The sequence below is a fragment of the Kushneria indalinina DSM 14324 genome, assembly GCF_003385845.1.
GTDB lineage: Bacteria > Pseudomonadota > Gammaproteobacteria > Pseudomonadales > Halomonadaceae > Kushneria > Kushneria indalinina.
In genome coordinates this window covers 725,084-750,180 of the sequence record NZ_QRDJ01000008.1, presented here as the reverse complement: position 1 = coordinate 750,180, position 25,097 = coordinate 725,084, and the positions used below count along the sequence as shown (strand labels likewise).

20 protein-coding genes are annotated in these 25,097 nt (G+C 59.6%); 8 read left to right on the top strand and 12 right to left on the bottom strand.

Annotation, left to right across the window (positions count from 1 at the left end):
- Positions 1–237 precede the first annotated feature (237 nt).
- Positions 238–990, bottom strand: coding sequence for a GntR family transcriptional regulator (locus C8D72_RS14385; RefSeq protein WP_115855093.1), 753 nt, complete (start codon positions 988–990; stop codon positions 238–240).
- Between the two features lie 165 nt (positions 991–1,155).
- Here C8D72_RS14385 and pabB point away from each other — a divergent pair, with 165 nt between their 5' ends.
- The 4 genes from pabB (at position 1,156) to C8D72_RS14365 (ending at position 5,222) form a co-directional block, all read left to right on the top strand.
- Positions 1,156–2,523, top strand: coding sequence for an aminodeoxychorismate synthase component I (gene pabB, locus C8D72_RS14380; RefSeq protein ID WP_115855092.1), 1,368 nt, complete (start codon positions 1,156–1,158; stop codon positions 2,521–2,523).
- A gap of 109 nt (positions 2,524–2,632) precedes the next feature.
- Positions 2,633–3,697, top strand: a complete 1,065-nt coding sequence (locus C8D72_RS14375) for a FecCD family ABC transporter permease (RefSeq protein WP_115855091.1) — start codon at positions 2,633–2,635, stop codon at positions 3,695–3,697.
- Positions 3,694–4,500 carry an ABC transporter ATP-binding protein gene (locus C8D72_RS14370; protein ID WP_115855090.1) on the top strand — a complete coding sequence of 269 codons (807 nt, stop codon included), beginning with the start codon at positions 3,694–3,696 and terminating at the stop codon, positions 4,498–4,500. Before C8D72_RS14375 ends, C8D72_RS14370 begins: the two co-directional genes overlap by 4 nt.
- A gap of 101 nt (positions 4,501–4,601) precedes the next feature.
- Positions 4,602–5,222 (top strand): phosphoadenosine phosphosulfate reductase domain-containing protein, encoded by a 621-nt coding sequence (locus tag C8D72_RS14365; RefSeq protein WP_115855089.1) that lies wholly within the window; start codon positions 4,602–4,604, stop codon positions 5,220–5,222.
- Positions 5,223–5,324: 102 nt separating this feature from the next.
- Here the strand turns inward: C8D72_RS14365 and cysB are convergent, their stop codons facing one another.
- Positions 5,325–6,296 (bottom strand): HTH-type transcriptional regulator CysB, encoded by a 972-nt coding sequence (gene cysB / locus C8D72_RS14360; protein ID WP_115855088.1) that lies wholly within the window; start codon positions 6,294–6,296, stop codon positions 5,325–5,327.
- A 169-nt stretch (positions 6,297–6,465) separates the two neighbouring features.
- On the opposite strand from cysB, the gene C8D72_RS14355 reads away from it, so the two are divergent.
- Together C8D72_RS14355 and trxA are read left to right on the top strand one after the other, a co-directional pair.
- Positions 6,466–7,245, top strand: coding sequence for a sulfite exporter TauE/SafE family protein (locus tag C8D72_RS14355; RefSeq protein ID WP_342768076.1), 780 nt, complete (start codon positions 6,466–6,468; stop codon positions 7,243–7,245).
- A 124-nt stretch (positions 7,246–7,369) separates the two neighbouring features.
- A complete protein-coding gene (trxA, locus tag C8D72_RS14350) occupies positions 7,370–7,693 on the top strand; it encodes a thioredoxin (RefSeq protein ID WP_108843362.1) in 324 nt (107 codons plus the stop codon).
- An 88-nt stretch (positions 7,694–7,781) separates the two neighbouring features.
- Here trxA and C8D72_RS14345 read toward each other — a convergent pair whose 3' ends face one another.
- The 7 genes from C8D72_RS14345 to C8D72_RS14315 form a co-directional block, all read right to left on the bottom strand.
- Positions 7,782–8,867, bottom strand: a complete 1,086-nt coding sequence (locus C8D72_RS14345) for an AI-2E family transporter (protein ID WP_115855151.1) — start codon at positions 8,865–8,867, stop codon at positions 7,782–7,784.
- 64 nt (positions 8,868–8,931) lie between these two features.
- A complete protein-coding gene (locus tag C8D72_RS14340; RefSeq protein ID WP_115855087.1) occupies positions 8,932–10,134 on the bottom strand; it encodes a Bcr/CflA family multidrug efflux MFS transporter in 1,203 nt (400 codons plus the stop codon).
- A gap of 63 nt (positions 10,135–10,197) precedes the next feature.
- Entirely contained in the window at positions 10,198–10,689 is a 492-nt protein-coding gene (locus tag C8D72_RS14335; protein ID WP_115855086.1) for an STAS domain-containing protein, read from the bottom strand.
- Entirely contained in the window at positions 10,682–11,824 is a 1,143-nt protein-coding gene (locus C8D72_RS14330) for a PP2C family protein-serine/threonine phosphatase (RefSeq protein WP_115855085.1), read from the bottom strand. The genes C8D72_RS14335 and C8D72_RS14330 overlap by 8 nt, the downstream gene beginning before the upstream one ends.
- 32 nt (positions 11,825–11,856) lie before the next feature.
- Positions 11,857–12,597, bottom strand: a complete 741-nt coding sequence (locus tag C8D72_RS14325) for an MlaA family lipoprotein (RefSeq protein WP_115855084.1) — start codon at positions 12,595–12,597, stop codon at positions 11,857–11,859.
- A 188-nt stretch (positions 12,598–12,785) separates the two neighbouring features.
- Entirely contained in the window at positions 12,786–16,769 is a 3,984-nt protein-coding gene (hrpA, locus tag C8D72_RS14320) for an ATP-dependent RNA helicase HrpA (RefSeq protein WP_115855083.1), read from the bottom strand.
- A gap of 162 nt (positions 16,770–16,931) precedes the next feature.
- Entirely contained in the window at positions 16,932–18,608 is a 1,677-nt protein-coding gene (locus C8D72_RS14315; protein WP_115855082.1) for an AMP-binding protein, read from the bottom strand.
- 181 nt (positions 18,609–18,789) lie between these two features.
- Between C8D72_RS14315 and cysK the strand changes: the two genes are divergently transcribed.
- The gene (gene cysK / locus C8D72_RS14310) at positions 18,790–19,758 is read left to right on the top strand and encodes a cysteine synthase A (RefSeq protein WP_115855081.1); all 969 of its coding nucleotides are present in this window, start codon (positions 18,790–18,792) and stop codon (positions 19,756–19,758) included.
- 99 nt (positions 19,759–19,857) lie between these two features.
- On the opposite strand, the gene C8D72_RS14305 is transcribed toward cysK, so the two are convergent.
- Genes C8D72_RS14305 through C8D72_RS14295 form a run of 3 tightly spaced genes read right to left on the bottom strand, consistent with a single transcriptional unit; the run spans position 19,858 to position 22,887 of the window.
- The gene (locus tag C8D72_RS14305; RefSeq protein ID WP_147301545.1) at positions 19,858–20,646 is read right to left on the bottom strand and encodes a class II glutamine amidotransferase; all 789 of its coding nucleotides are present in this window, start codon (positions 20,644–20,646) and stop codon (positions 19,858–19,860) included.
- Complete coding sequence (locus C8D72_RS14300; protein WP_115855079.1) at positions 20,639–22,417, bottom strand: VWA domain-containing protein; 1,779 nt, start codon at positions 22,415–22,417, stop codon at positions 20,639–20,641. The genes C8D72_RS14305 and C8D72_RS14300 overlap by 8 nt, the downstream gene beginning before the upstream one ends.
- Positions 22,418–22,422: 5 nt before the next feature.
- Entirely contained in the window at positions 22,423–22,887 is a 465-nt protein-coding gene (locus C8D72_RS14295; protein WP_115855078.1) for a hypothetical protein, read from the bottom strand.
- 51 nt (positions 22,888–22,938) lie between these two features.
- Between C8D72_RS14295 and C8D72_RS14290 the strand changes: the two genes are divergently transcribed.
- On the top strand, positions 22,939–25,032 hold the full coding sequence (locus C8D72_RS14290) for a S9 family peptidase (RefSeq protein ID WP_115855077.1): 2,094 nt from the start codon (positions 22,939–22,941) through the stop codon (positions 25,030–25,032).
- Positions 25,033–25,097: the final 65 nt, after the last annotated feature.

Genomic DNA, 25,097 nt, shown 5'->3' with positions numbered 1-25,097 from the left:
AAGTCAACCTCTTTTTTTCGATGCGGAAGTCAGCGGCTGGATCTGAAATCCTGATTGAGCGACCAAAACCCTAGTCAAAACAATCACCTGCTTGCTTCCCCCGCTGCCTCGTCGCCGTGTGCTCCGTGGCAGCGGATGCGTACTTTATAGATCACACCGGCACCGCGCAACCCCTTTCGCCAAAAAGATTTCATCTTTCTATCATGACGGTGCAGGCATCGATTAACAGGCGGCACTTCATGTAGACGGTGTACGCCCTGACAGCGCCTTTCTACTCCCCTTTGGCAGCTCTCGATCTTCATCCAGAGACATCGCATAGCGTTCGGCCACTGTCTGCCTTGCTGCAATCACATGTCGACGCATCAGCTGCTCGGCCAGCTCTTCATCGCCGGAGGCAATGGCATCCACAATCCGGTGATGCTCGATAAAGGCACGCTGGGGGCGCCCTCCCCTTGCACTGTATTGAGTGCGATACAGTCGCACCAGATAGTAGAGGTCATCACACAACGTGGTCATCAGCATTCGATTGTGGCTGCCTCGCACAATCAGATAGTGAAAATCGAGATCACCCTCACGCTGATAATAGGCTTCGGCCTGATCGAGATCGCCCTGTTCTTCATGGGCGATCAGCACATCACGCAGTGCCTGAACTTCCTCAACCGTCATGTGACGCGCCGCGAGCCTGGCCGCCATGCTTTCCAGCGCCTCGCGCATATCGAAGAGCTCAAGCAGTTCCCGCATCGACAGCTTGACGACTCTGGCTCCCACATGGGGTTCTCGTTCGATAAGTCGATGCGCCTCCAGTCGGCGCATGGCTTCTCGCAGCGGTCCACGTGAAATGCCGTAGGTCTGGGCAAGCCCCGGCTCAGTGATCTTGCTGCCGGCCGGCAGCTCTCCACGCACGATGGCATCCTGAAGCTGTTGAAAGACTCGCTCAGCAAGCGTTCGCGCCTCGAGAGGGATCTCGCCGGAAAAAGTCGTTGAAGTCATGGGTATTGTCAACAATCAGGGAAATGCCATCACAGTACGACATAGTGCCGGCAAAGACCAAAGTTCCAGCCATAGGCCCTCAGTTTTCCGGCGCAAACAGGTAGCGCCCGTTTTTGCCCGGGACTGTTAAACTTCCCACCCCGTTAAAGCCTGCGATACGTAATCATGTCTTCCAATCAATTGCTGCTTCATTCCCTCCCCTACCAGGCGGACCCGGCCGGCTGGTTTGAAAGACTGCGTCATCGACCCGAGGCGATGTTGCTGGATAGTGGCCGCCCTTATACGCAAACCGGGCGCTTTGACATCATGAGCAGCGACCCGATGGCCGTGCTTGAAGTGGATCCTCTGGGCCGGTGTCACTGCACCCGAGCGCTTTCGGCCATCGAGCCACTGGCAGCGCAGCGTGAACTTTTGCAGCAGCTCGAGACGACGCCCCCGGAAACAACCGAGAATGTTCCCTTTACCGGGGGACTCATGGGCTACTGGAGCTATGACTTCGGCCGCCTGCTTGAAAGACTTGAAAGCCGCGCTGCGGCAGACATTGATCTACCACTGGCCAGGCTTGGTCTTTATGACTGGGCGCTGATTCAGGATCACCAACAACAGTGCAGCTATCTTGTCGCGACTACCGAGCGCCGCGATCAGGTGCTGACATGGCTTGAAGCCTCACACGAGCATGAAGACATTCCCTTTGCCCTGACCTCCCCTTTTGCTGCCGACATTGATCGCGCCACTTATGGCCACCGCTTTCAACGGGTCAGTGACTATCTACATGCCGGTGACTGCTATCAGGTCAATCTGGCCCAGCGCTTTCAGGCCCGATGCCGAGGCGACAGCTGGGAAGCCTATTGCAGGCTGCGTCACGCAACGCCTGCGCCCTTTGGGGCCTGGCTTTCGTGGCAGGAAAGCGACGGTCGCGAGCGCAGCATCCTGTCCCTCTCCCCCGAGCGCTTTCTGCACCTGCAGGATCGCCAACTGACGACCAGCCCCATCAAGGGCACGCGTCCGCGCGGCCGGACAGCCGAAGAAGATCAGCAACTGGCCGACGAACTGGTCGGCAGTCTCAAGGATCGCACCGAAAACGTCATGATCGTGGATCTGCTGCGCAACGACCTCGGCCGCGTCTGCCGTGCTGGCACGGTCCGCGTACCGGCACTGGCCGCCCTTGAAAGCTATCGCAACGTTCACCATCTGGTCAGCACCATTACCGGTAAGCTGGCCCCGGACCTTGATGCCATCGACGCTTTGGCAGCCGCTTTTCCCGGGGGCTCCATCACGGGCGCCCCACGCATTCGGGCCATGGATATCATTGACGAGCTGGAGGGCACGCGCCGCGGCCCCTATTGCGGCAGCGTCGGCTATATCGATCAACGCGGAGCCATGCATACCTCCATCACCATCCGCACGCTCTACCGGGAAGATGACACGCTTTACGTCTGGGGCGGCGGCGGGCTGGTCGCCGATTCCGATGAAGAAAGCGAGTACATCGAGACACTGGACAAGATTCGCCACCTGATGCGAGCACTGGCATAAACACGCCTGTACGCTCAGGCGGGCGATGTTTATGATTGATAACCATTCCAATCACCACGGGCACTGCTGCCCGCCGCAAGAGAATGCCGATGAGCGCTGGTAGCCCTACATGACAGTCACTGCCCCTACTACAGACACCAGTATCGACAAATATCTTCAGCGGCGGCGGCGACACTACTGGCTACTGGCCATCACGGCGGTGCTGACGCTGTGCTCTTTGATCGCTGACGTTGCCACCGGCCCGGGCCAGTACGGGCTCGGTGATATCCTGCACGCCATCATGTCACCGGACGACGCCCCTCGCGCTATCGCGGTCATCGTCTGGGAGATACGTCTGCCGGTGGCGCTGATGGCCATCATGGTCGGCATGTCACTGGCCTGTGCCGGCGCCGAGATGCAGACCATTCTCAACAATCCGCTGGCCGACCCCTTCACGCTGGGCATTTCAGCGGCAGCAAGCTTCGGGGCGGCGCTGGCCATCGTACTGGGCGTGTCGCTTTTCCCGGCCGCCAGCGAACTGCTGACCACACTCAACGCCTTTATCATGGCCATGATCGCCTCGCTTTTGATCTGGCTGGTCAGTCGCCTGCGCGGCGTCAGCGTGCAGACCATGGTGCTGATGGGCATCGCCCTGATGTTCTTTTTCAACGCCACCCTGGGCATTTTGCAGTACGTGGCCTCGGCAGAATCCCTGCAGCAGCTGGTCTTCTGGTCGCTGGGGTCACTGTCGCGTGCCAGCTGGTCAAAGATCGGCATCGTCACCGCCGCCCTTTTGATCACCCTGCCCATCTTCTTTGTTGCCGGCTGGCGCCTGACGGCACTTCGCATGGGCGATCTGCAGGCACGGGCGCTGGGCGTCAACGTAGGCCGTCTGCGCCTGACCGTTTTGCTCTGCAGTTCGCTGCTGGCTGCCACGGCCGTGGCCTTTGTCGGCATCATCGGCTTTATTGGCCTTGTCGGGCCGCACATTGCCCGCATGCTGGTCGGGGAAGATCAGCGCGTTTTCCTGCCCATGTCAGCGCTTACCGGCGCCCTTTTAATGTCACTGACCTCCATTGTGTCCAAGACGCTGATTCCAGGTGTGCTATTGCCCGTGGGCATCATTACGGCGCTGATCGGTCTGCCGTTTTTTGTCTCCCTGATTCTTAAAAGCCGTCGCGAGGTGTGGGGATGAGTCTCAGGGTCGAATCACTGTCGGTACATTTCGGGCGTACGCAGATTCTGGATGATGTCAGCGACCTGGAAGCGCGACCGGGCGAGCTGACGGCCCTGATCGGGCCCAACGGGGCAGGCAAGTCCACGCTTTTGAAAGCCATTGCCGGTATCGAAAAATCGACCGGCCATATCAGCCTTGATGATACGGCGCTGGATACGCTCGATATTGCCCAGCGGGCCGGGCGGATCTATTACCTGCCTCAGGACATCACCTCCCGGGCCGCGCTCAGCGTATTCGAAGCCGTGCTGCTGGCGCGACGCACGACCCACCAGTCCGATCGTCAACAGGATCTGAAACGCGTCCAGCACACCCTGCAGACCCTGGAGCTCGAACAGTATGCCGAGCGCGACCTCGGCCAGCTCTCCGGTGGCCAGCGCCAGCGTGTCGCCATCGCCCAGGCCGTGGTCAGGGAACCCAGGGTGCTAATGCTTGATGAGCCGACAAGTGCGCTCGATCTGCACCATCAGCTACAGGTGCTTGAGTGGCTGGTTGCTCTGGCGCGCGAGCAACAGATGATCATCGTCATCGCCATCCATGATCTGAGTCTGGCGGCACGTTTTTCGCGTCACATGTGGCTCATGGGCGCAGGCGGTATCGTACGTGCCGTTGGCGCACCTGAAGCGGTACTCACCGAAGAGCGCCTGCGAGAGGTCTATGCCATCAAAGCGCATGTGGAATGGCCCGACGGCGAGCCACCACGTGTTACGCCGCTGGCGGCCACACGCCAGCTTGGCGCACAGGGCACGGGGCAGGACTTCTAAACTTCAAACCAAATGGTATTGGGGAGGGGCTCGAGTGGTTTGCTATCGTGCCTGCCAAACGGCCTTTAAAGGCCATCTGCCATTGAAAATGGAGACATCGAATGTCGCTGAATGTTGATGAAATCAATGAAAGATTGGGCCATGATCCTCAGGCCCTGGTGGCGTGGGCCCTGTCGCTAGATAAACGTCCCATCTGCACCACGAATTTTCGTCCTTTCGAAGCCGTCATTTTGCATATGGTGTCGCAGGTTCGTCCCGACATTCCCATTGTCTGGATGGACTCCGGTTACAACACCCCCGCGACCTATCAGTTTGCCGATGAGGTGAGCCAGAAGCTCGGGCTCAATCGCATCATCTACGTCCCGCTGCGCTCACGTGCGCATCGTGAAGCCGTCGACGGGCCGACACCCGCCCTGGATGATCCTCACCACGAGGCGTTTACAAAAGAGGTCAAGCTCGAGCCCTTTGAGCGCGCCCTGCGCGAGACCAGCCCGGGCGTCTGGTTTACAGCGCTGCGCGCCTCCGACACCGCTACCCGTGCACAGATGCAGCCGGTCAGCATCAATCAGGATGGTCTGATCAAGGTCGCCCCCGTACTGCACTGGAGCAGCAAGGACATGCACGACTATCTGGTCAGGCATGACCTGCCCAACAACTTTGATTACTTTGACCCGACCAAGGGTGAAGAAACCCGCGAATGCGGACTGCACCTGCAGCACTGATGCGCCGTTTTTGAAACGCACCGTATCGGCATCAATAAAAAAGGCTCGCCATATCCGCTGGCGAGCCTTTTTCATGAAGATTTATGCCGAAATATCCCCCGACTATCTGACGGGCAACTCCGTGTTATCAAACAGTGCATTTTCAGCGTGCGGACTCGACTCCAGCGCAGCTTCGACCGTGTCGCGATCGAGGTGGGCAGCAAACTCATGGATAAAATCAAACATGTAGTTGCGCATGAAAGTGCCGCGGCGAATACCGATACGAGTCACGGAGCTTTCAAACAGATGGCTGGCATCGATCGCGACCAGATCATGATCCGCCACCGGATCGACCGCCATATGGGCGACAATACCGACGCCCAGGCCCAGTCGTACATAGGTCTTGATAACGTCAGAGTCTGCGGCCGTCAGCACCACATTGGGCGTGATACCGTGCGATTTGAAAGCATCATCAAGCTGGGAACGACCTGTAAATCCGTAGGTGTAGGTCACCAGCGGATGCTGGCCAAGCGCCTCGAGTGTCAGATCGCTGACACCGGCCAGTGGGTGCCCCTTTGGCACCAGCACACAGCGATTCCAGCGATAGCAGGGCAGCAGGACCAGATCATTGAACAGATCCAGTGACTCGGTGCAGATGGCAAAGTCGGCCATGCCCTCACAGACCATCTGGGCGATCTGACGCGGCGTGCCCTGTTGCATATGCAACGCAACGTCCGGGTAGCGCTGGGTAAACCCGCTGATGACAGCAGGCAGCGCATAACGCGCCTGGGTATGAGTGGTGGCAATCGACAGACTGCCACGCCGATCATCACTGAACTCCTGGGCCACATGGCGGATGTCGTCCACCTTGCGCAGCACCTCGCCGGCAAGTTCCACAATGGGTCTTCCGGCCGGTGTGATTCTCGTCAAATGTTTGCCGCTTCGCGCAAATATCTCGACCCCAAGCTCGTCTTCCAGCAATCGTATCTGTTTGGAAATGCCGGGCTGGGAGGTAAAAAGACTCTGTGCCGTGGCAGACACATTCAGATTATGCCGGGAAACCTCCCAGATATAGCGAAGCTGCTGAAGTTTCAAGGCATTAACCTCCTGCAGGACGGGCCCGACAACCGGGCAGGAAAGGACGCAAAATCGGCTGCTAATGCTATCAGGGTCTAAAATAATGAACAATCATTCCTTTTCAGAATAAAAGATTATCCCTAGATTCCTGCAGCGCAATGCTCTTGCCAATGCCACGGGATTTAGCATGTCTCTTATCGATTTTCTGCTTTATGTACTTGCCGGCGCGGGTGTCGGTATCGCAGTAGGCCTGTCTGGCATCGGCGGCGGCTCACTGATGACCCCTATCCTGCTGACCTTTGGATTTCCCCCACATGTCGCCGTGGGCACGGATCTTTTATACGCCGCCTTTACCAAAATCAGCGGTATCGCCAGTCATCAAAGGCAGGGCCATATCGACTGGAAGGTCATGCTCCGTCTGTCTGCCGGTAGTGTGCCGGCAGCGATCGTGACCGTTTTTCTGCTTAACCGCTTTTTTACCGGTGCTCACGACTACAGCGGGCTGATCACCACGACTCTGGGCATCATGCTGATCCTGACGGCCGCGGTGTTGATCTTCAAGACGCCGCTGCAGCGCTGGACCGGTCAGGGAGATCGCTGGGTCAACCGACACGTTGCTCCCCTGACCCTGGTCGCGGGTATCGTGCTGGGTGTCTGTGTCACGCTGTCATCGGTAGGTGCCGGTGTTTTTGGTACTGCCGTACTGATGCTGCTCTACCCCTTCTTTACCTCGGGCCGCATTGTGGGCACCGATATCGCCCACGCCGTGCCTCTGACACTGGTGGCCGGTGGCGGACACCTGCTGCTGGGTAACGTTGATTTCGCCCTTTTGCTGGCTCTGCTGGTCGGCTCTGTCCCGGCCATCCATCTGGGCGCCTGGCTTTCGAAGTATCTACCGGACAATCTACTGCGCGTCATGCTGACGCTTTTGCTGCTGAGCATGGGCATTCGATATGCATTTTTTTGAACAGGAATGTGGCGTCCATCGCTTTACTCAATGGATACCATCGCAGAGACACATTTGCCTCGCCCCCCGGTACCCGCTACCATCCCTTGTATACAGCCTGTACATGTAATCACTGGAGTAAATCATGGCTAACAATGTTGACGTTACCAGCGCCAATTTCGACCAGGAAGTCATGCAGGCTGACAAGCCTGTACTGTTGAAGTTCTGGGCCCCGTGGTGCGGCCCCTGCAAGATGATGGCCCCGGTGGTCGACGAAGTCGCAGAAGAGAAGTCGGGCGAACTCAAGGTCGTCAGCATCAACGTTGATGATGCTCAGGATATTGCCGCCGAACAGGGTGTTCGTGGTGTCCCGACCGTCATGATGTTCAAGGATGGCGCCAAGGTAGCTTCCCTGGTCGGCGCCCAGTCCAAGACACAGCTGGTGCAGTTCATCGATCAGAACGCCTGATCCTGCCCCGCTGTATTCGCTAAAACGCTCCCCATCGGGGAGCGTTTTTTATGCCTGCCATTGTACGTTCGAGTCTACCAGTAGCCCCCTAGTCTTCCCTGGGCATTCCTTCCCTGGCGCGCCGCCGCCGCTCCCGATTGGGCCCGAGCAGTATCGACAGCCAGCGCGTATCGGGATGGCTGTCGAGCAGAATCTTGAGGGACATGGTCAGGGGCACCGACAGGAACAGCCCCACTGGGCCGAAAAGCCAGCCCCAGAACACCAGTGACATGAAGGCCGCCAGAGTGGACATTCCCAGCGTCTGTCCCATGATGCGGGGCTCAATGAGATTTCCCAGCACAAAATTGATCATCATATAGGCACCGCTGAGAATCGCGGCCTTCACCACGCCACCGTCCGGCATGATCAGGGTCAGAAGCACCGCCGGCACCGCGGCAATGATCGACCCGATATTGGGGATGAAGTTGAGGAAAAAGCCCAGCACCCCCCATAGCAGTGCAAACTCGACCTGCAGGACCAGACAGCAGGCCGCAATGAGCGCACCGGTAATGGCACTGATCACCGTCTTGACCAGCAGATAGCGCTGTAGCGTTCTGGAAAATTGCGTAAAGCGCGCCAGACTGCCGTGGGGCTGTTGAATGGCCTGTGAAAGCTTATAGGGAAAATCCAGCGTTTCGTACAGGATGAAAATGATCAAAATGATAATAATGCCCAGCTGGGTAATGAAATTACCGATACCGCCCAGAAGCGACGGCAGGGAATCCATGAGAATGCCGGGATCCAGATTATCCTGCAGCGCTTGTGCATCAAACGGCAGTCCGAGTGCATCGAACCACTGCAAAAGACCCGCGTAGTGATCACTCAGTGACTGCTCAAGCGCCGGTAGCTGATTGACAAGGTCTCCCAAGCGTGCCGTGACCAGCCAGATCAACAAAGCGCTTGTCAGCGCCGCGACCGACAACACACAAAGAATGGACAAATTGACGCTGAAACCCCGGCCATGGAGCCATTTAACCGGGCGAGAACACAAAATGGCAATAAACAGCGACAAAAGTACCGGGATGAACAGGCCGGCCCCCAGCTTCAGCCCTGTCACGATGATGACCAGCGACGCAAAGGTCAGTATCAGATGATAGGGGAAATGGTGCTGGTCCTGTTCGGGGTCGTTTTCCATGGCAGCCTCTTGAATACCGATATCAAACATTGCGACCGTCTGCACCCGTTGTGCAACACTCGTTTCACAATGCTTTTTCCCTTGCATGAACAGACGGTGTCAGTACACGCAAAAGCGTATTGGCGCAAAGGCTTGCGCCGACCATACCCAATACCATCGGCCAGACACTTTCCATCTGAAGTCCGCTGACCAGCGCGCCTGCCAATCCACCTGCCGTAAACTGCAAACTCCCCAGTACGGCGTTGGCCGTGGCGCTCATGTTGGGAAAGTGATCCAGCATGGAGGAGACGGCGTTGGGTGAAATGAGACCGTTAACGCCAACAAAAAACATGACCAGTACTACCATCCACCATAGCGTATCCAGACCCGCAAGCACCGACAGTACGATCAGCACGCCGGCCCCCAGCTGAATGCCGAGTCCCAGCCTGAGCAGCTGCTGAGGAGAATAGCGCGCCAGAAGCCGTATGTTGAGCCGATTGGAAAGCGCCATGACAATGATATTGGCACCAAAAACGAACGGATAAAGCTGACTGGATGCGCCGTAATACTCCATATAGACATATGGAGAACTGGTAATAAAGCAGAACATGCCGGCAAAGGAAAAGGATACGGCGGCAATGTAGCCCATCGCTTCGCGATGCTTGAGCACGAGCGCATAATTGCGGATGACCTGCCCTGCCCCACGAGGCGCCTGGCGATCCGGCATGCGGGTTTCAGGCAGATAAGTCGTGATCAGATACAGCAGTGCGGCGCCATAAAGGGCCAGAAACAGGAAAATGGCCCACCAGTCGACAAGCGTCAGCAGCATGCTGCCCACCGTCGGCGCCACTAGCGGGGCCAGCATTAAAATCATGACCATGGTGGAAAGCACCCGCGCCGCTTCCCGCCCCGAGAAGCAGTCACGCACGATGGCCGGCGAATTAACCACGCAGGCACCACCGCCCAGCGCCTGCAAAAATCGCAGCATCATGAGCGCCCAGAAGGTATCTACCTGCGTGAGCAGCAGACTGGATAGGGTGAAGACCGTGATCCCCCCCAGCAGCACCGGTTTACGCCCGATTCGATCCGACAGGGGGCCAAAAATCAGCTGGCCCAGTGCCATGCCCAGCAAAAAGATACTGATCGAAAGCTCGGTCAGATGAATGTTGGCATCGATATGCAAGGCAAGGGCAGGAATGGCGGGCAGGTAGGCATCAATGGCGAAGGGTGCCAGCGCCGTATTGGCGGCCACCAGCAAAGCCAGGCGTCTGGCCCCGATAATAGGCAAGTCATTCTCCAGATCAGATCATGGGTATCGTGTTGTCCCCTGCCGGAGACACGCCCACCACGATCAGTGTTCTCGCTGGGACTCCAGCAGATCGATGAGCGGCTGAAACTCGATTCGGTTCTGCTCGCTCATCGCCGCCAGCGTACGGTGCGCTTCGATGATCCGTGAGCGCAGCTCTTCTTCGCTGGTTTCCATGGCAGGGAGATCGCTGAAGCTGGCAGGCTCCGACCACGGCATGTCGATAATGGTGACATAGCTCTGAAAGCCCATGACATCGAGCATGCGCCGGACATCGGAATGATCGACGGCTACCAGCGGCTGACCAGCGATACGATGACGCACGGCCAGCGCAATCTTGGCCAGAAAGCCCAGCGCCGTGGAATCCATGTTGACCACCTGACGCAGATCGATGATGACGCGCTCAAGTCCCGGCAGCTCTGCCAGCGGCTGTACCTGCTGGTCCAGGGTAGCACACAGTGTCAGGCGCACATCTCCGGTCAGTCGGAGCACGAAGGTGCCCTTTTCGAAAGCCGCCTGAAGTCGTCCTTCATCCATCGTTAAAACCGCTCAGGGTAAGAAAGGTAATGTCATCCGGTAATGCATCGGACAGGGCCAGTGATGATTTCAGATCACTGATGCTCTCTGCATTGCCGATATGCTCGCACAGCGCAGAAAGTCGTTCCTCAAGATTGTCTCCTGCCAGACAGTCAAAGACACCATCCGAGCAGAGCCAGAGCCTGAAATGTTCCGGCAGTTCACAGTGATAGGTCGGATATTCAACATCCGGGAACAGCCCGACGGCAGGCCCCTCCCCCTCAAGCTGGCGCACGCTGTCCCTGGTGGCCAGAATCGGCATGGGCATCTGAGCGCCCAGAGAATAGTGCAGCATGCGTGTATGGCAATCGATAACCCCCACCACGATGGCCGCATGCTTGCCGATACCGGTATCGAGCAGCTCCCGATTGAGACGGGCAAGCCACCGGGCCGGCAGGTTTTCCGGCAGGCGAGCGTTCCAGCGCGACAGCCAGCGCTGAAAGAGCGCCTTGAGAAGCACCGTGACGAAGGCAGACGAGGCGCCATGGCCTGCCACATCAGCAAAACAGAACAGAACGTGACGCTCACCATGGGCCTGATAGTCGAGAAAATCCCCCGACAGATAGAGCGAGGGCGCCATCCAGTAATCGCCCTCGATACCGTTGAGCCGGGTACAGGGCATGGGTTGCAACCGTCGCTGAATCTGCCCCCCGGCCTGAAGATCGGTACGCAGCGTGCTCAGATGCGTCTGAAGCTGCTCGTTGAGCTGTTCCAGACGATCCCTGTCGCGCAGCGTCGAGGCCTGTTGACGTCGACAATCCAGCGCCCTGAGCATGAGATGCGTCAAGAGCTCGCCCTGCCCCACGGGATCAACCACATAATCGAGAATGCCGGCATCCACGGCCGCCAGCAGCTCCTGACTATCGCGGCTCTGGCTGATGACTACCGTGGGCAGGCGTCGCGCCATCGCCCCCCAGTGGGCAGCCGGCACGATATCCACGTGAACGATCAGGCCATCAAGCCCCTCGGGCAGCGCCTCGATATTCTCGGCAACCAGCAACATGAACCGGTCACACGCTGATAACGCCTGATAGAGCGCGTCGCGACGCGCTCCAGCCTGATCGACAAGCGCGATCCTATCCGTAGTGACAGGCATGAACGCTTTTCCGCCATGGTCGTTCGAAGAATTTATTCTGCAAAGTCACTGTCATCGAACTCAAGATCGTCGCTGGCGAAGGGATCTTCTCCGGAGCGGCCATCGTTGATCAAGAACTCCCGGCGCTGCAGGTAGGCATCGCGAATGAACGAGTAGCGATCGCCTCGAATCAGCTGCTCCTGATCCAGCAGTGACGCCCGCGTCTGCACCAGATCGATAAACCGCACGCTCCAGCGGGTAGCGTCATCATCGATATAGGTGACCGGATCGGTATACCAGTCGACCGGCAGACCGGCCGTATCACGCACGGTGCTTGGCCCCAGGAAAGGCAGAACCAGATAAGGCCCGGAACCCACGCCCCAGACCGCCAGTGTCTGGCCAAAGTCTTCATCATGCTGCTCGATCCCCATGCGAGATGCCGGATCAAGAAAGCCCCCCAGCCCCAGAGTGGTATTGATCAAGAGCCGTCCCAGCGAGGTACCCGAATTGGTCAGCTTCCACTGCAGCAGACTGTTGAAGGAGTTGCTGATCTCACCGAGGTTGGAGAAGAAATTGCCTACCCCTTGCTGCACGGGTGTCGGCGTAATGTAGTCATACCCCTGCGCGACCGGCTTGAGCGCATAGCGATCCAGCGTATCGTTGAAGGAATAAACGCCCCGGTTAAAGCCCTCCCAGGGATCCTGGGGATTGCTGTCCTGCGTTTGCGCACCGGCACATCCCGCCAGCGTGACACAGGTAAAGGTCGCCGCGGCAATGTTCGTCCATGTTTTCATTCGTTCACCCTGTCCCTTGTTGTCTGCAGCGCTCAAGGCAACTGCATCATCTTCTACGTCTACTGCGGCAACCGCCTGCATCCTGCATCCATCCAACGCCCACGATTTCGATAGCGCGCAAAGGACCAAACGCCGCATTGTCAGCCGATTTCAGGCCACTGTACAGCCCACCGGCCATCAGTCATGAGTCAGGAAGCCGTGAGCTCCTGCCACTGACGCTCCAGGCGCTTGTTGGAAACCGGCGCCAGCGTTCCCAGCTGCTGAGCAAAAAGCGACACCCGCAACTCTTCAAGCCACCATCCAAACGTTTCCAGCGCCTGGTCCTGCAGGGAGGAAGCACCGTTTCTGCTGCGCCGTTCCTCAAGCCGCCGCTGGAAGTCATTGACTTCCTCCATCGACAGCTGATCGCGGCGCACCTCGCGCGGGGCCTTTTCAAGCCGGATCTGCGCTGCTTCCAGATAACGCGGATACTGCGCCAGCCACTCTCCTGCCGCACTGATAAAGCCCGGATAGACCAGCCGCTGCATCTGGGCGCGAATATCACTCCAGCTCAGGGCCAGATTGAAGGCAACCTTGCCCTTGAGGGCCTTGCTGACCTCAAGATGGCGCTTGAGGATGCGCTCCAGCAGTGAGACCAGTGCCTCGGCCGTTTCATGCAGTCGCGAGCGCTCGCTCTCAAGACGCGCCTCGAAGGCCGCCTGATCACGCGGCAACGGATCAAAAGCGAATACTCTCAGGAACACGGCTTCGATGAAATCATCCACCAGATCCCGCCGCGTACCGACGTTGGCATAAAGCAGTACGCAACGCTCAAGCCCGGGTAGATCACGCGCCAGAAAGCGAACCTGGTCCGGCAGGCGACGCATGGCCAGCCGCTTGATGCCATGACGATGCTGCTCATACGCCTTGTCGGGATGGTCAAAGAGTGTCACGCCCAGCGTATCGCCTTCATCCACCAGTGCCGGCCAGGCCTCGACACGAATGCCGGCCTGATCACGCACGTGAGACTGCGGCAGCTCCCCGGCCGGAAACTGCGTCAACCCCTGCTGCGACAGCGCGTCACCCGCCATGGCTTTTGTGCCCGCCTCGGCTTCCCGCTCGAAGCGCTCGATCAGCGCATTCAGATCACGCCCTTCCCCCAGCACATGGCCGTCATGATTCACCACCCGGATGTTCATGATCAGATGCACCGGCAGCTGCTCCGGCCGCCATTCATCAGCCGCCAGACGGATGCCCGTTTTCTGGCGCAGAAATTCTGCCAGCGCCGAAGTCAAGGACACATTGCCGGGCGTGAGCGCCGACAGCGCGGCATCTGCCCAGTCAGGAATCGGCACGACCTGGCGGCGGTACTGCTTGGGCAGCGACTTCATCAGCGCAATCACCTTGTCCCGACGCAGGCCCGGCACCAGCCACTCCAAGCGCTCACCCGGCAGGGTCGACAGCATCGAGGCCGGTACCGTCACGGTGACCCCGTCATCCGGCTCGCCCGGTGCAAAGTGATAGGAAAGCGGATAGCGAATCCCGCCGCCCTGATAGCTCAGCTCAAGCGTATCGGGATACTGCTCGACAGTGACCTCGCTGGCCTCGCGTGCCAGCAGGGTTTCCATGTCGAGAAACAGCACGTTTCCATCGTTCTGCTCGGCGTGACGCCGCCAGCGCTCGAAACTCTTGCCGTTGTAGATATCGGCAGGAATGCGCGCATCATAAAATTCAAACAGCGTTTGTTCGTCGACCATGATGTCGCGACGCCGGGCGCGGTCCTCGAGGTCCTCGACCTCCTCAATCAGCGCCCGGTTGTGCTCGAAAAACGCCCCCTGAGTCTGAAACTGCCCTTCCACCAGTGCATGGCGGATAAACAGCTCGCGGGACTCCTCGGGGGCAATGGGGCCGTAATGCACCTTGCGTCGGGCCACGATCGGCAAACCAAACAGCGTGACCTGCTCATACGCCACCACCTGGGCACGCTTCATTTCCCAGTGTGGCTCGCTGTAGCTGCGTTTGGTCAGATGCGTCGCCAGTGGCTCGATCCACTCCGGGCGGATGCCGGCCACCTGTCGGGCGAACAATCGCGTGGTTTCCACCATTTCGCCGGCCATGATCCATTTGGGCCTGCGTTTGGCAAGCCCGGACCCCGGGTGGATCATGAACTTGCGATTGCGGGCGCCCAGATATTCTCGTGGCTCCTTGTCCGAGGCGGCGTGCATGCCCAGATTGGACAGGAGTCCGGTCAAAAGCGCCTGATGCAGGCGGGCAATGTCGGGCTCGCCCTCGTTTTCGACCAGTGACAGCTCTCGGGTCAGCTGCTTGAGCTGGCGATAGGTGTCGTGCCATTCGCGCAGACGCAGATAGCTCAGATAGTTGTCGCGACACCAGCGCCGCAGCTGATTGGCCGAAAGCTCCGCCCGACTGGCCTCAAAGCCCTGCCACAGATTGATCCAGGCCGTGAAATCGGAGTCCTTGTCCAGCCACTGACGATGTTTCTGATCGGCCGCTTCACGCTTGTCGGCCGGGCGCTCCCGCGGGTCCTGAATGGACAGCGCACTGACCACGATCAGCGTCTCACGCAGGCTGCCGAACTCGCTGGCCGCCAGCACCATGCGCGCCAGTCGCGGGTCGATCGGCAGTCGCGCCAGCTGGCGCCCCGTCTTGGTCAAATGCTGGCGCTCATCCACGGCGCCCAGCTCAAAGAGCAGGCGAAAGCCATCCTTGATAAAGCGGCTGTCCGGTACATCCACAAAGGGAAATTTTCCGATATCCCCCAGCCCCAGCGACAGCATGGAGAGAATGACCGAGGCCAGATTGGTGCGCTGGATTTCGGGCTCGGTATAGGCCGGGCGCGACAGGTAATCCTCTTCGCTGTAGAGACGAATACACACGCCTTCGGCGATACGCCCGCAGCGACCGCGGCGCTGGTCGGCACTGGCCTGGCTGATCGGCTCGATCGGCAGGCGCTGCACCTTGGCGCGATAGCTGTAGCGGCTGATACGCACCAGCCCCGGGTCGATCACGTAGCGAATACCGGGCACCGTCAGCGAGGTTTCCGCCACGTTGGTGGACAATACGATGCGTCGCCCCGTATGCGGGGCAAACACTCGGTTCTGTTCGCTGTTGGAAAGACGCGCATACAGCGGCAGCACCTCGGTATCCCTTAGCTCGAGGCGGCGCAGCGTATCGGCCGTCTCACGGATCTCGCGCTCGCCGGGCAAAAAGATCAAAATATCGCGCGGACCGGTATACCAGCGCTTTTCGCGCTCGATACGCCCGATCTCCTCGACAGCCGTCACAATGCCTTCCTGCAGCGTCTGATCCTCTTCCTCGCGCTCATCACGCACCAACGGACGATAGTGCGTTTCCACGGGGTACGTCCGTCCGGAGACCTCGATCACCGGCGCCGGCGTGACGGTACCATCGTCATGGTGCTGACCGAAGTGACGCGAAAAGCGGTCCACATCGATGGTGGCCGAGGTGATGATGACCTTGAGGTCGGGGCGATCCGCCAGCAGTCGCTTGAGATAGCCCATCAAAAAATCGATGTTGAGACTGCGCTCGTGCGCCTCATCGATGATGATCGCGTCATAGCGCAAAAGCTGCGGATCATGCTGGGTTTCGGCCAGCAGGATCCCGTCGGTCATCAGCTTGACCCGAGTAGTCGGGTCGGTCTGGTCGGTAAAGCGCACCTGATAACCGATAACACCACCCAGCGAGGTACTGGTCTCCTGAGCCAGACGCTGCGCCACGCTGCGCGCGGCCAGACGGCGCGGCTGGGTGTGGCCGATCAGACCGCGCAGCCCGAGCCCCAGCTCCAGACACATCTTGGGCAGCTGGGTCGTCTTGCCGGAGCCGGTCTCGCCGGCCACCACCACGACCTGATGATCGCGAATGGCCTCGAGTATGTCGTCGCGGCGCTCGGCGACCGGCAGCTCAGGCGGGTATTCCAGCGTCACCGGCTGGTCGCGACGCCGCTGCACAAACCCCTCTGAACGCGTCAGGCGGGCCTCGATATCGTTCAGGGCCTTGTCCACGGGCTGGCCGCGTCGAATGCGCCCGGTCAGACGTTCCAGTCGCTGCCCCTGCGCCGTGGCGTCGCTGATCAGCACGTCATCAAGGCGGCGACGCAGTGATGCAAGCGCCTGCTGCGCCGACTCACCGGAGTCAGTCACGTTATCGCTCAAGGTACCCTCTGGACTATTGAAACCGCCAAGGCGGTAGTGACAACGGCCATGGCACTGCCATGACCGTCTGGGAGAAAGGTGTTTCGGATACTGGTAACAGGGCCATTATTGTAGCGCCAATCAGGGCCTGGCGGCCAATCGGTCGACGCCCTGACGAGTGTTCTAACGAGCGGTATCTGCCAGCTCATCGCGCAGGGCCCGACGCAGCACCTTGCCGACATTGCTGCGCGGCAGCTGATCACGAAATTCGAAGCGCCGTGGCACCTTGTAGCCTGTCAGCTCCTGTCGACACCATTTTTTCAGAGTCTCGGGGTCAAGACTTGCCCCGTTGCGCGGCACGATGAACGCCACCACGCTTTCACCGCTGTCCTCATCCGGCACGCCGATCACGGCGGCCTCATGGATGTCTTCGTGGCGCAGGAGAATGTCTTCTACCTCATTGGGGTAGATATTGAAGCCCGAGCTGACGATCATGTCCTTTTTGCGATCCACGATACGCACAAACCCGTCACGCTGCAGCACGGCGATATCACCTGATCTGACCCAGCCATCATCGAAAAGCGCTTTGGCGGTTTCCTCGGGCAGGTTCCAGTACCCCTTCATGACCTGCGGCCCCTGCACACACAGCTCCCCGGGCGTGTCATAGCCCAGCGGCTGATCGTTGTCATCCAGCACCTGCAGCCGGGTACCGGCCACCGGTCGGCCGATCGCCCCCGGCTGAATCCTGTCCGGCGGATTGACACATACCACCGGCGAGGTCTCGGTCATGCCATAGCCTTCCAGCACGGCAGAGCCGGTAATCTCGTGCCAGCGATTGGCCGTGGTGGTATTGAGCGCCATGCCGCCGGAGACACTGAGCTTTAGATGGCTGAAATCCAGTTTTTTGAAGTCCTCGCGCCGGCACAGGGCGGCAAACAGCGTATTGAGGCCGATAAAGGCAGAAAAGGGCTGTTTGGCAAGCGTTTTGACGAAGCCGTCAAGATCCTTCGGGTTGGGGATCAGGATGCTGTGATTGCCGGTTTCACAGCCGAACATGCAGTTCACGGTAAAGGTGTAGATATGATAGACCGGCAGCGGCGCGATAATGGTCTCATATCCGCGCGAGATGGCACTGCCCAGCACCTCTCCGGTCTGGCGCATGTTGGCCACCAGATTGGCATGAGAAAGCATGGCCCCCTTGGGCGTGCCGGTCGTGCCACCGGTGTATTGCAAAATGGCCAGATCATCGTCACGCCCCTGGCGGCTCTCATCGACCTGCCCTTTCTGCTTCAGGGCCTGACGCATCGTGACGGCATCGGACAGATGGTAGCGCGGCACCTGGCGGGCAATATAGCGCGCCCCAAGGTTGTATTTAAAACGCGATGGCCAGGGGTGAAGATCCGCCACTTCGGTGACAATCACATGGGCAATCGCCATGCGCTTGAGCACGGCTTCCAGCTTGTGGGCCATGTGTGCAAACACCACCACCCCGGTCACGCCGGCATCTTTAAACTGATGGTACATCTCGTCGGCAGTATAGAGCGGATTGGTATTGACGATGACCAGGCCAGCCTTCAGGGCCCCGAACACGGCCACCGGATACTGCAACAGATTGGGCAGCACAATGGCCAGGCGATCACCGGGCGACATATCGGTCCGCGTGATAATCCAGTGTGCAAACCGATCCACCAGATCCTGCATGCCCGCGTAGGTCAGCGTGCTCCCCATGCAGGTAAAGGCAGGGCGGTCAGCATATTGCGTACAGGCCCTTTCGAACACATCGAGAATCGATCGGTAGTCGTCATCCTTCTCGAGCGCAGGCCCTTCAAGCAGTGCCGGTGCCGTCTTCATCTCGCTCATGCCTTCTCCCGATCATCATGCCGCTTGCGGCCAAATACCGTTTCATGGAAAGACTCTAAAATAGCATGAAAGCCCGTGACCCAGGCGGATGCTTCAGGACTCGACGACGGTCACGGCCCCCGACACAATGAGACATCCCTTGCACTGCCCTGTCGGGCAGTCGAATGACACGGAGCACGCAATGAGCAGGATTCTGGAAGACAACTCTCAGGCAATTGGACAAACGCCGCTGGTCCGGATCAGACACCTGACCGATCACCCTCGAGTGTATGCCAAGCTTGAATCACGCAATCCGGCACTGTCTGTCAAATGCCGGATCGGTGCCAACATGATCTGGGACGCCGAAAAGCGCGGCGCCCTGAAACCGGGCATGGAGATCATCGAACCCACCTCCGGCAATACCGGCATTGCACTCGCTTTTGTGGGCGCCGCGCGCGGCTACCGGGTCAAGCTGACCATGCCGGCCTCAATGAGCATCGAGCGACGCAAGGTCCTCAAGGCCCTGGGCGCCGAGCTGGTGCTGACCGAGCCCGCGCGCGGCATGAAGGGCGCAGTTGAGCGCGCCACCGAACTGCGTGATGCCGAGCCGGAGCGCTATTTCATGCCGGCCCAGTTCGAAAACCCTGCCAACCCCGAGATTCATGAAAAAACGACCGGCCCCGAACTCTGGGACGCCACCGACGGCGATCTCGATGTCCTGGTCGCCGGCGTCGGCACCGGCGGCACCATCACCGGCATTTCACGTTATTTCGAAAAAACGAAAGACAAGGCGCTTCACAGCGTGGCCGTCGAGCCGCTTGAATCGCCCATTATCGGTCAGCGCATGCGCGGTGAAGAGTTAACGCCTGCCGGCCACAAGATCCAGGGCATTGGTGCCAATTTTATCCCTACCAATCTTGATCTGGCCTATATCGATCAGGTCGAAGCGGTCAGCAGTGAAGAGGCCATGGCCATGGCGCGCCGCCTGATGCGCGAGGAAGGCATGCTGGTCGGTATTTCCTGCGGCGCCGCCATGGTCGCCGCCCTGCGCCTGGCCGAAGACTCGGCGTACAGGGACAAGGCCATTGCCGTCATCCTCCCCGATAGCGGCGAGCGCTATCTCTCAACCGCGCTGTTTGAAGGCATGTTTAGCGAAGAAGAGCTGAGCTAGAAAGCGTTGAGCTGAACGCTGAAAAAAGGCGCCGCAGACACCTGTCGTGTCTGCGGCGCCTTTTGGGGTCCGCCAATGCTGCTTCATCCCCGGGCCGGGTCAGGCCAGCACGGCTTCCGGTGTATTGATGTCACATCGCTCGCCATTGCAAAAGGCCATCGCCTCGCCCGGATGCATGTCCTGCCAGCCTGATTCGCTGGTCAGGGGCGCCGTCGCCAGCAGGGTATAGACCGTGGCGCTGTCACAGCGTGTGGCAAGGTCAATATGTTCCCCACTGTCCAACGAAGTGACGGTACCGAAGGGCGCACGCCGCGTCAGCCAGCACATTTTCTTGCTGCAGTAGGTATAAAGTACCCGTCCATCGCTGAGCATCATGTTGAAAACGCCCATCTGCGCCAACCGGTCACCACACTCACGCAGCAGCTCACAGACAGCAGAGGGATCATCGCAATTTTCTTCTGACAGCTGATCCAGCAGCCAGCAGAAGACATGTTCACCATCCGTCGTACCTAATGGCGTAAACCGGCCGGAAAGCGTCAGCGCTTCAAAGCCCTCCAACTGACCCTGCATGGTATAGCACCATTGCCGCCCTTTCGCTTCCCGCGTAAACGGGTAGGTATTCTGGATCTCAATGCTGCCTTCATTGGCATGACGAAGATGGCCCAGCATGATCAGAGCCGGAATATCGTCACTACCCAGCAGATCCGCCAGCGGTGAATCCATTGCCGCGCGCACATCATGAAAGTCGTGATAGCCGTCACGACGATAAAAACCGATACCGAATCCGTCGCAATGGGGGCCATCATCTCCCCCTCGATGCTTGAACCCACGCCAGCTGAAACCGGTATTCACCGGCTGGTTGGCGCTCATGCCCAATAGCTCACACACTCGGGTCTCTCCTGTGTCGGGGACGCTGACGTCGCAAACGACGTCGTCTGAAGGCAAGCAATAGACAGAGTAATATCAACCCGGCAGCCACCCACCACGCGCGCGGGTCCTGCATCCACTGCATGGCCTGTGCCCTGGCCGCAGGCCAGTTGCCCTGCGCCAGATGCCATAAACGCTGCAGTGACCATCCCTGATCTTCCTCATCATCAGGGGAAGCCATCTGTTCACCGCTGATCGCCTCGCGGTCAAGGCGGGCAGCAGACAGACTGGTAGCCGCCTCGCGATTGAGCACTACCGGGGGCAGCGGGATATCGAGTATTCGGTTATCCAGTGCCACGGTTGCGGCAAGCTCTACCGGGACGGATTCATCAGGCAACGTGTCAGGTAGCGTGACCCGCCAGCGATCATCTGCCACAGGCTCAACGTCGAGCGTTTCTCCCAGCAGCTCCGCATGGATACGGGTATTGTCCCGCGTCAAGCGCGACCAGGCCGCGGTCAGCGCAATATGGGACTGATGATCAACCAGTGCGGCATCGATAACCGGAACCACGTTGACGCTATGAGTCAGCAGTCGTGCAAACCCCTCGCTGCGCGCCTCAAGCGCCAGCTCGGCATTACCCGTCCGGTCGATGCGATCAAGACGCCCACGGTAACGTCCGTCCGCTTCACGCTGCAAACGAGTCCGGGTAATTTCGCCCTCCGCACCCTGTAGCGCTGCATCAACGGACACAGTCGGCGACGATGTATCGCCCTGCTCGTCGTGGCCTTCCAGCCAGACCTCGAGAGGCTGATCGATATGCGCGTAGAGCGTGGCCGGTATTTCGGCGCTTCGCAGCCTGAGTGATGAGTCGATCAGGATACGCGAGCCGGCACCTACCGGCCCTTCAATCTGCCACTTTCCGGCCGTCGGCTCGGGCACGGTGATCAGCTCATAGCGATCATCATGACGCCAGCGGCTCGCCATACCGGGGGAGTCAATGCTCAGGTGCTCGCCATCGGGGGTGATCAGCGTCACCGGGCCTTCATCGCGATCATGAAAGATCAGCGCCGTAAACTCACGCACCTGATCGTCGACCTGAAACCGACCGTCTTCCAGCGGCAGCTGCTGGCGCGGTGCCACCTGGTTCAGAACATCCAGAAAGGAGCGCAACAGCGCCCGGGAATCCTCTGCCACCGAGGCCAGCCCGCCGGTCTGCTGGGAAATGGTGCGCATCAGATCGATATCGGCGTTGCGGGACAGGGCAATGGTATGAATGACCACATCACGTTCGCCCAGATCCGGGGCCAGCGTCTCGATAATACGCTCGCGCGAGGCGCGATCCCGGGCAGGCTTGTCGTTGATGGCGGGGACATCCACCATGCCATCGGTCAGCACGATCAGATGCGTACGGCCATCACCTGTCACCCCCTGCGTGGCAAGATCAAGCGCCGACTCGAGATCGGTAAACTGCTCGTAGCGGGTCATTTGCGGCAATACGGAGAGCGCACGCTGGCGCCACTGATCGTTGACGGTGCCCATGGCCAGTGGATTGGCGACCTGCTGGCCAAAGGTCCAGAGCCCGGCGCGAACATTGTCCGGCAGCAGATCCACCAGCAGGCGAAGGCCGCTGGCACGCAGGTTGTCGGGGTCGTTGCCTTTCATGCTGCCGGAGACGTCGATCGCCAGACGAACATCGTCCTGTTCAGGCAAGCCCTGTGGCGCCGCCTGAGCCGGCAGTGCCATCAGGCTCAGCAACAACCATGCACCTGTCATCAGCCACCGATACAGCATAGGGCCTATCTCCCGAGCGAAGGCTCTCGACGCGCTGGCGCACTTTCCTGACGTCGACGAGAGTGATCACGCTCAGCACCCTTGCCACCTGTCCGGGAATCGCCCGAGCGGTCATCATCATTGTTGTCCTGCCGGCCGCGGCGGCCGATAAAGAAGGCTGCCAGCACGCCCAGCAATGCGCCGATAGTCATCAGAACGCCGCCCAGAAAGATCTGGCCACCGTTGTGCTGCAGAAAGCCGACCGCCGTGACCACCAGCGACGGCGCCCACCCCGAATAGCCAAGCTCCGACTCGGGACCGGGGACCGAAAAGAAGGCCGGCATCCAGAGCATGCCCGCCACCCCGCCTGCAATCAGCCAGCGAGGCAGGCGCGGCAGAAATGAAATGGCAAAATAGCCAAACACCAGCACCGCAACGGATAATACGAACCAGCATAGCCACAATAGTGGGATCGAGTCAGAAATCAGCACGCCCTTGGTACCTCCGGGTTAAATACAGCGATCAATGTTACACTGCACATTATGAAAGAACACCCATCCCCCGCGCCGGTTGCGCGCTTCAGGAAAGTCGACGACCCCCACTGGCACTGGCTTGAAAACCGGGACACACCAGAGGTGGCACAATTTCTTGAAGCCGTGAATCTGGCAAGTGATCAGTGGTTTGAACCGCTTGAATCACTCACCCAGACCCTGTTTGACAGCCATCTTGCTCGCCGCGAGCTCTCTGTCACGGGTCTGGCCACACCCTTTGATCATTTCGTGTACTGGAGCGAGACGGCCGCCGATGCCGACTATCCGGTCTTCTGGCGTCATCCGATCGGTGAGTGTTTCGATCACCTCGATGTCGAGCGTCACGGCCATGAGTGCCTGATCGATCTTCAGGAGCTCTCCACGCACAGCAGCTTTCTCGAGCTGGGCGATCTCGCCCTGTCTGAAGACGAGCAGTGGATGGCCTGGACGCTGGACACCCAGGGCAACGAATATTTCGACCTCTATCTGCGGCATCTGCCCAATGGCGAGACGATCCGCCTAGAACGCGGTATCGGGCCGGACCTGTGCTGGGCAGAAGATAACGCCACGATCCTCTTTACCCGCTATGACACCACCCAGCGCCCGGCCACGGTCTGGCGGCGCCATCGCGACCATGATGACGCCGTCTGTCTCTTTGAAGAAAGCGACGTCGAGTTCTGGGTCGGTCTGGACAAGACCCGCTCACGCGAATGGCTGGTCATTCATACCGCCTCCAAGGACACCAGCGAGACCCATCTGGTTCCCGCTACCGCCCCGGAGACAACGCCCAGATGCTTCCACCCGCGCGAAACCGGCGTGGAGTATGGCATCGATCACCGCCCGGGCATGTTCTATGTGCTCCACAACAGAGGCGCCGTCCACTTTTGCCTTGAGCGCGCAGAAGAGCATGCGCTCGAGCACTGGCTGCCAATGATCGAACATCGCGCCAGTACCACGCTGGAGGATGTCGATGCCTTCTCGTGGGGATTGGTGCTGACCGAACGGGATCATGACAGCGCTCAGGTGCATCTGCGTCTGATGCAGCTCGATGAGCACCATGAGGTGACGCGTGATGAGTGGCTGCCCATCGCCGAAACGCCCTGCAGCCTCGCCCTTGCAGACACCCCACATTTCAGGACGCGCCAGCTTCGCCTGCACGAAGAGTCCTTTATTACGCCGCCACGCTGGATCGAGTTCGACATCGACAGCGGCGAGCGTCGTCTGCTGCGTCAGCAGCCCATTTATGGCGATCTTCAGCCCGGGCAGCTGGCCTGTCGACGCGTCTGGGCCACCTCCTTTGATGGCGAGCGGGTTCCGGTATCCGTGGTGGCACGGGCCGATCTGATCGATCGCGGGCCGTTGCCGACACTGCTCTATGGTTATGGTGCCTACGGCCAGACGCTTGACCCATGGTTTTCGATCTCGCGCCTTGAGCTTCTGACGCGCGGCGCGGCCTTTGCCGTGGCCCACGTTCGAGGCGGCGGCGACCGGGGCGAGCCCTGGTATCTGGCAGGCAAGCTGGAACACAAGGAAAACAGCTTTCGCGACTTTTTGGCCGCACGCAACGTGCTGGTGGAGCACGGCCTGGCCGATGAGCGCCACATTGCCGCCTATGGCGCCAGCGCCGGCGGGCTGCTGGTGGCGGCAAGCGTCAACCTTGACCCGCACGCCTTCTGTGCGGCCGTCCTGGATGTGCCCTTTGTCGATGTGCTGCGCACCATGGAGAACCCGGACCTGCCGCTGACCACCGCGGAATATACCGAATGGGGCAATCCGGAGGAGCCTGAAGCCCATCGCCGCATCAAGGGCTATTCGCCGCTGAACAATCTGCTGCCTGCGCCCTGGCCGGCCGTTTATCTACAGGGTAGCTGGCATGATTCGCGCGTGCCCTACTGGGAGCCGGCCAAGCTCTACGCGCGTCTGATCGAACTCGACAGTGCCCGCGGTCCGGTACTGCTGCGCACCGACATGAGTGCCGGCCACGGCGGGGCTTCCGGTCGTTTTCATGCCTGGCATGATGTCGCCCGTCAGGACGCCTTTATCCTGTGGGCACTGGGGCTCTCCCACGTCATGACAACGTCACAAGCATCCTCGCAGGACGCCTGATAGCGGCTGATGTCCAGGCCGGACTGAACGCAAAGGGGGCACGCTTCATGTCTGAAGCGTGCCCC

Bases quoted from the DNA above. Each gene is read 5' to 3' on its own strand.
- C8D72_RS14370 (WP_115855090.1), top strand. From the start codon at position 3,694: ATGAGTCTCAGGGTCGAATCACTGTCGGTACATTTCGGGCGTACGCAG.
- C8D72_RS14365 (WP_115855089.1), top strand. From the start codon at position 4,602: ATGTCGCTGAATGTTGATGAAATCAATGAAAGATTGGGCCATGATCCT.
- C8D72_RS14345 (WP_115855151.1), bottom strand. From the start codon at position 8,867: ATGGAAAACGACCCCGAACAGGACCAGCACCATTTCCCCTATCATCTG.
- C8D72_RS14325 (WP_115855084.1), bottom strand. From the start codon at position 12,597: ATGAAAACATGGACGAACATTGCCGCGGCGACCTTTACCTGTGTCACG.
- cysK (WP_115855081.1), top strand. From the start codon at position 18,790: ATGAGCAGGATTCTGGAAGACAACTCTCAGGCAATTGGACAAACGCCG.
- C8D72_RS14315 (WP_115855082.1), bottom strand. From the start codon at position 18,608: ATGAGCGAGATGAAGACGGCACCGGCACTGCTTGAAGGGCCTGCGCTC.
- C8D72_RS14385 (WP_115855093.1), bottom strand. From the start codon at position 990: ATGACTTCAACGACTTTTTCCGGCGAGATCCCTCTCGAGGCGCGAACG.
- C8D72_RS14355 (WP_342768076.1), top strand. From the start codon at position 6,466: ATGTCTCTTATCGATTTTCTGCTTTATGTACTTGCCGGCGCGGGTGTC.
- C8D72_RS14300 (WP_115855079.1), bottom strand. From the start codon at position 22,417: ATGCTGTATCGGTGGCTGATGACAGGTGCATGGTTGTTGCTGAGCCTG.
- C8D72_RS14290 (WP_115855077.1), top strand. From the start codon at position 22,939: ATGAAAGAACACCCATCCCCCGCGCCGGTTGCGCGCTTCAGGAAAGTC.
- pabB (WP_115855092.1), top strand. From the start codon at position 1,156: ATGTCTTCCAATCAATTGCTGCTTCATTCCCTCCCCTACCAGGCGGAC.
- trxA (WP_108843362.1), top strand. From the start codon at position 7,370: ATGGCTAACAATGTTGACGTTACCAGCGCCAATTTCGACCAGGAAGTC.
- C8D72_RS14375 (WP_115855091.1), top strand. From the start codon at position 2,633: ATGACAGTCACTGCCCCTACTACAGACACCAGTATCGACAAATATCTT.
- C8D72_RS14330 (WP_115855085.1), bottom strand. From the start codon at position 11,824: ATGCCTGTCACTACGGATAGGATCGCGCTTGTCGATCAGGCTGGAGCG.
- C8D72_RS14335 (WP_115855086.1), bottom strand. From the start codon at position 10,689: ATGGATGAAGGACGACTTCAGGCGGCTTTCGAAAAGGGCACCTTCGTG.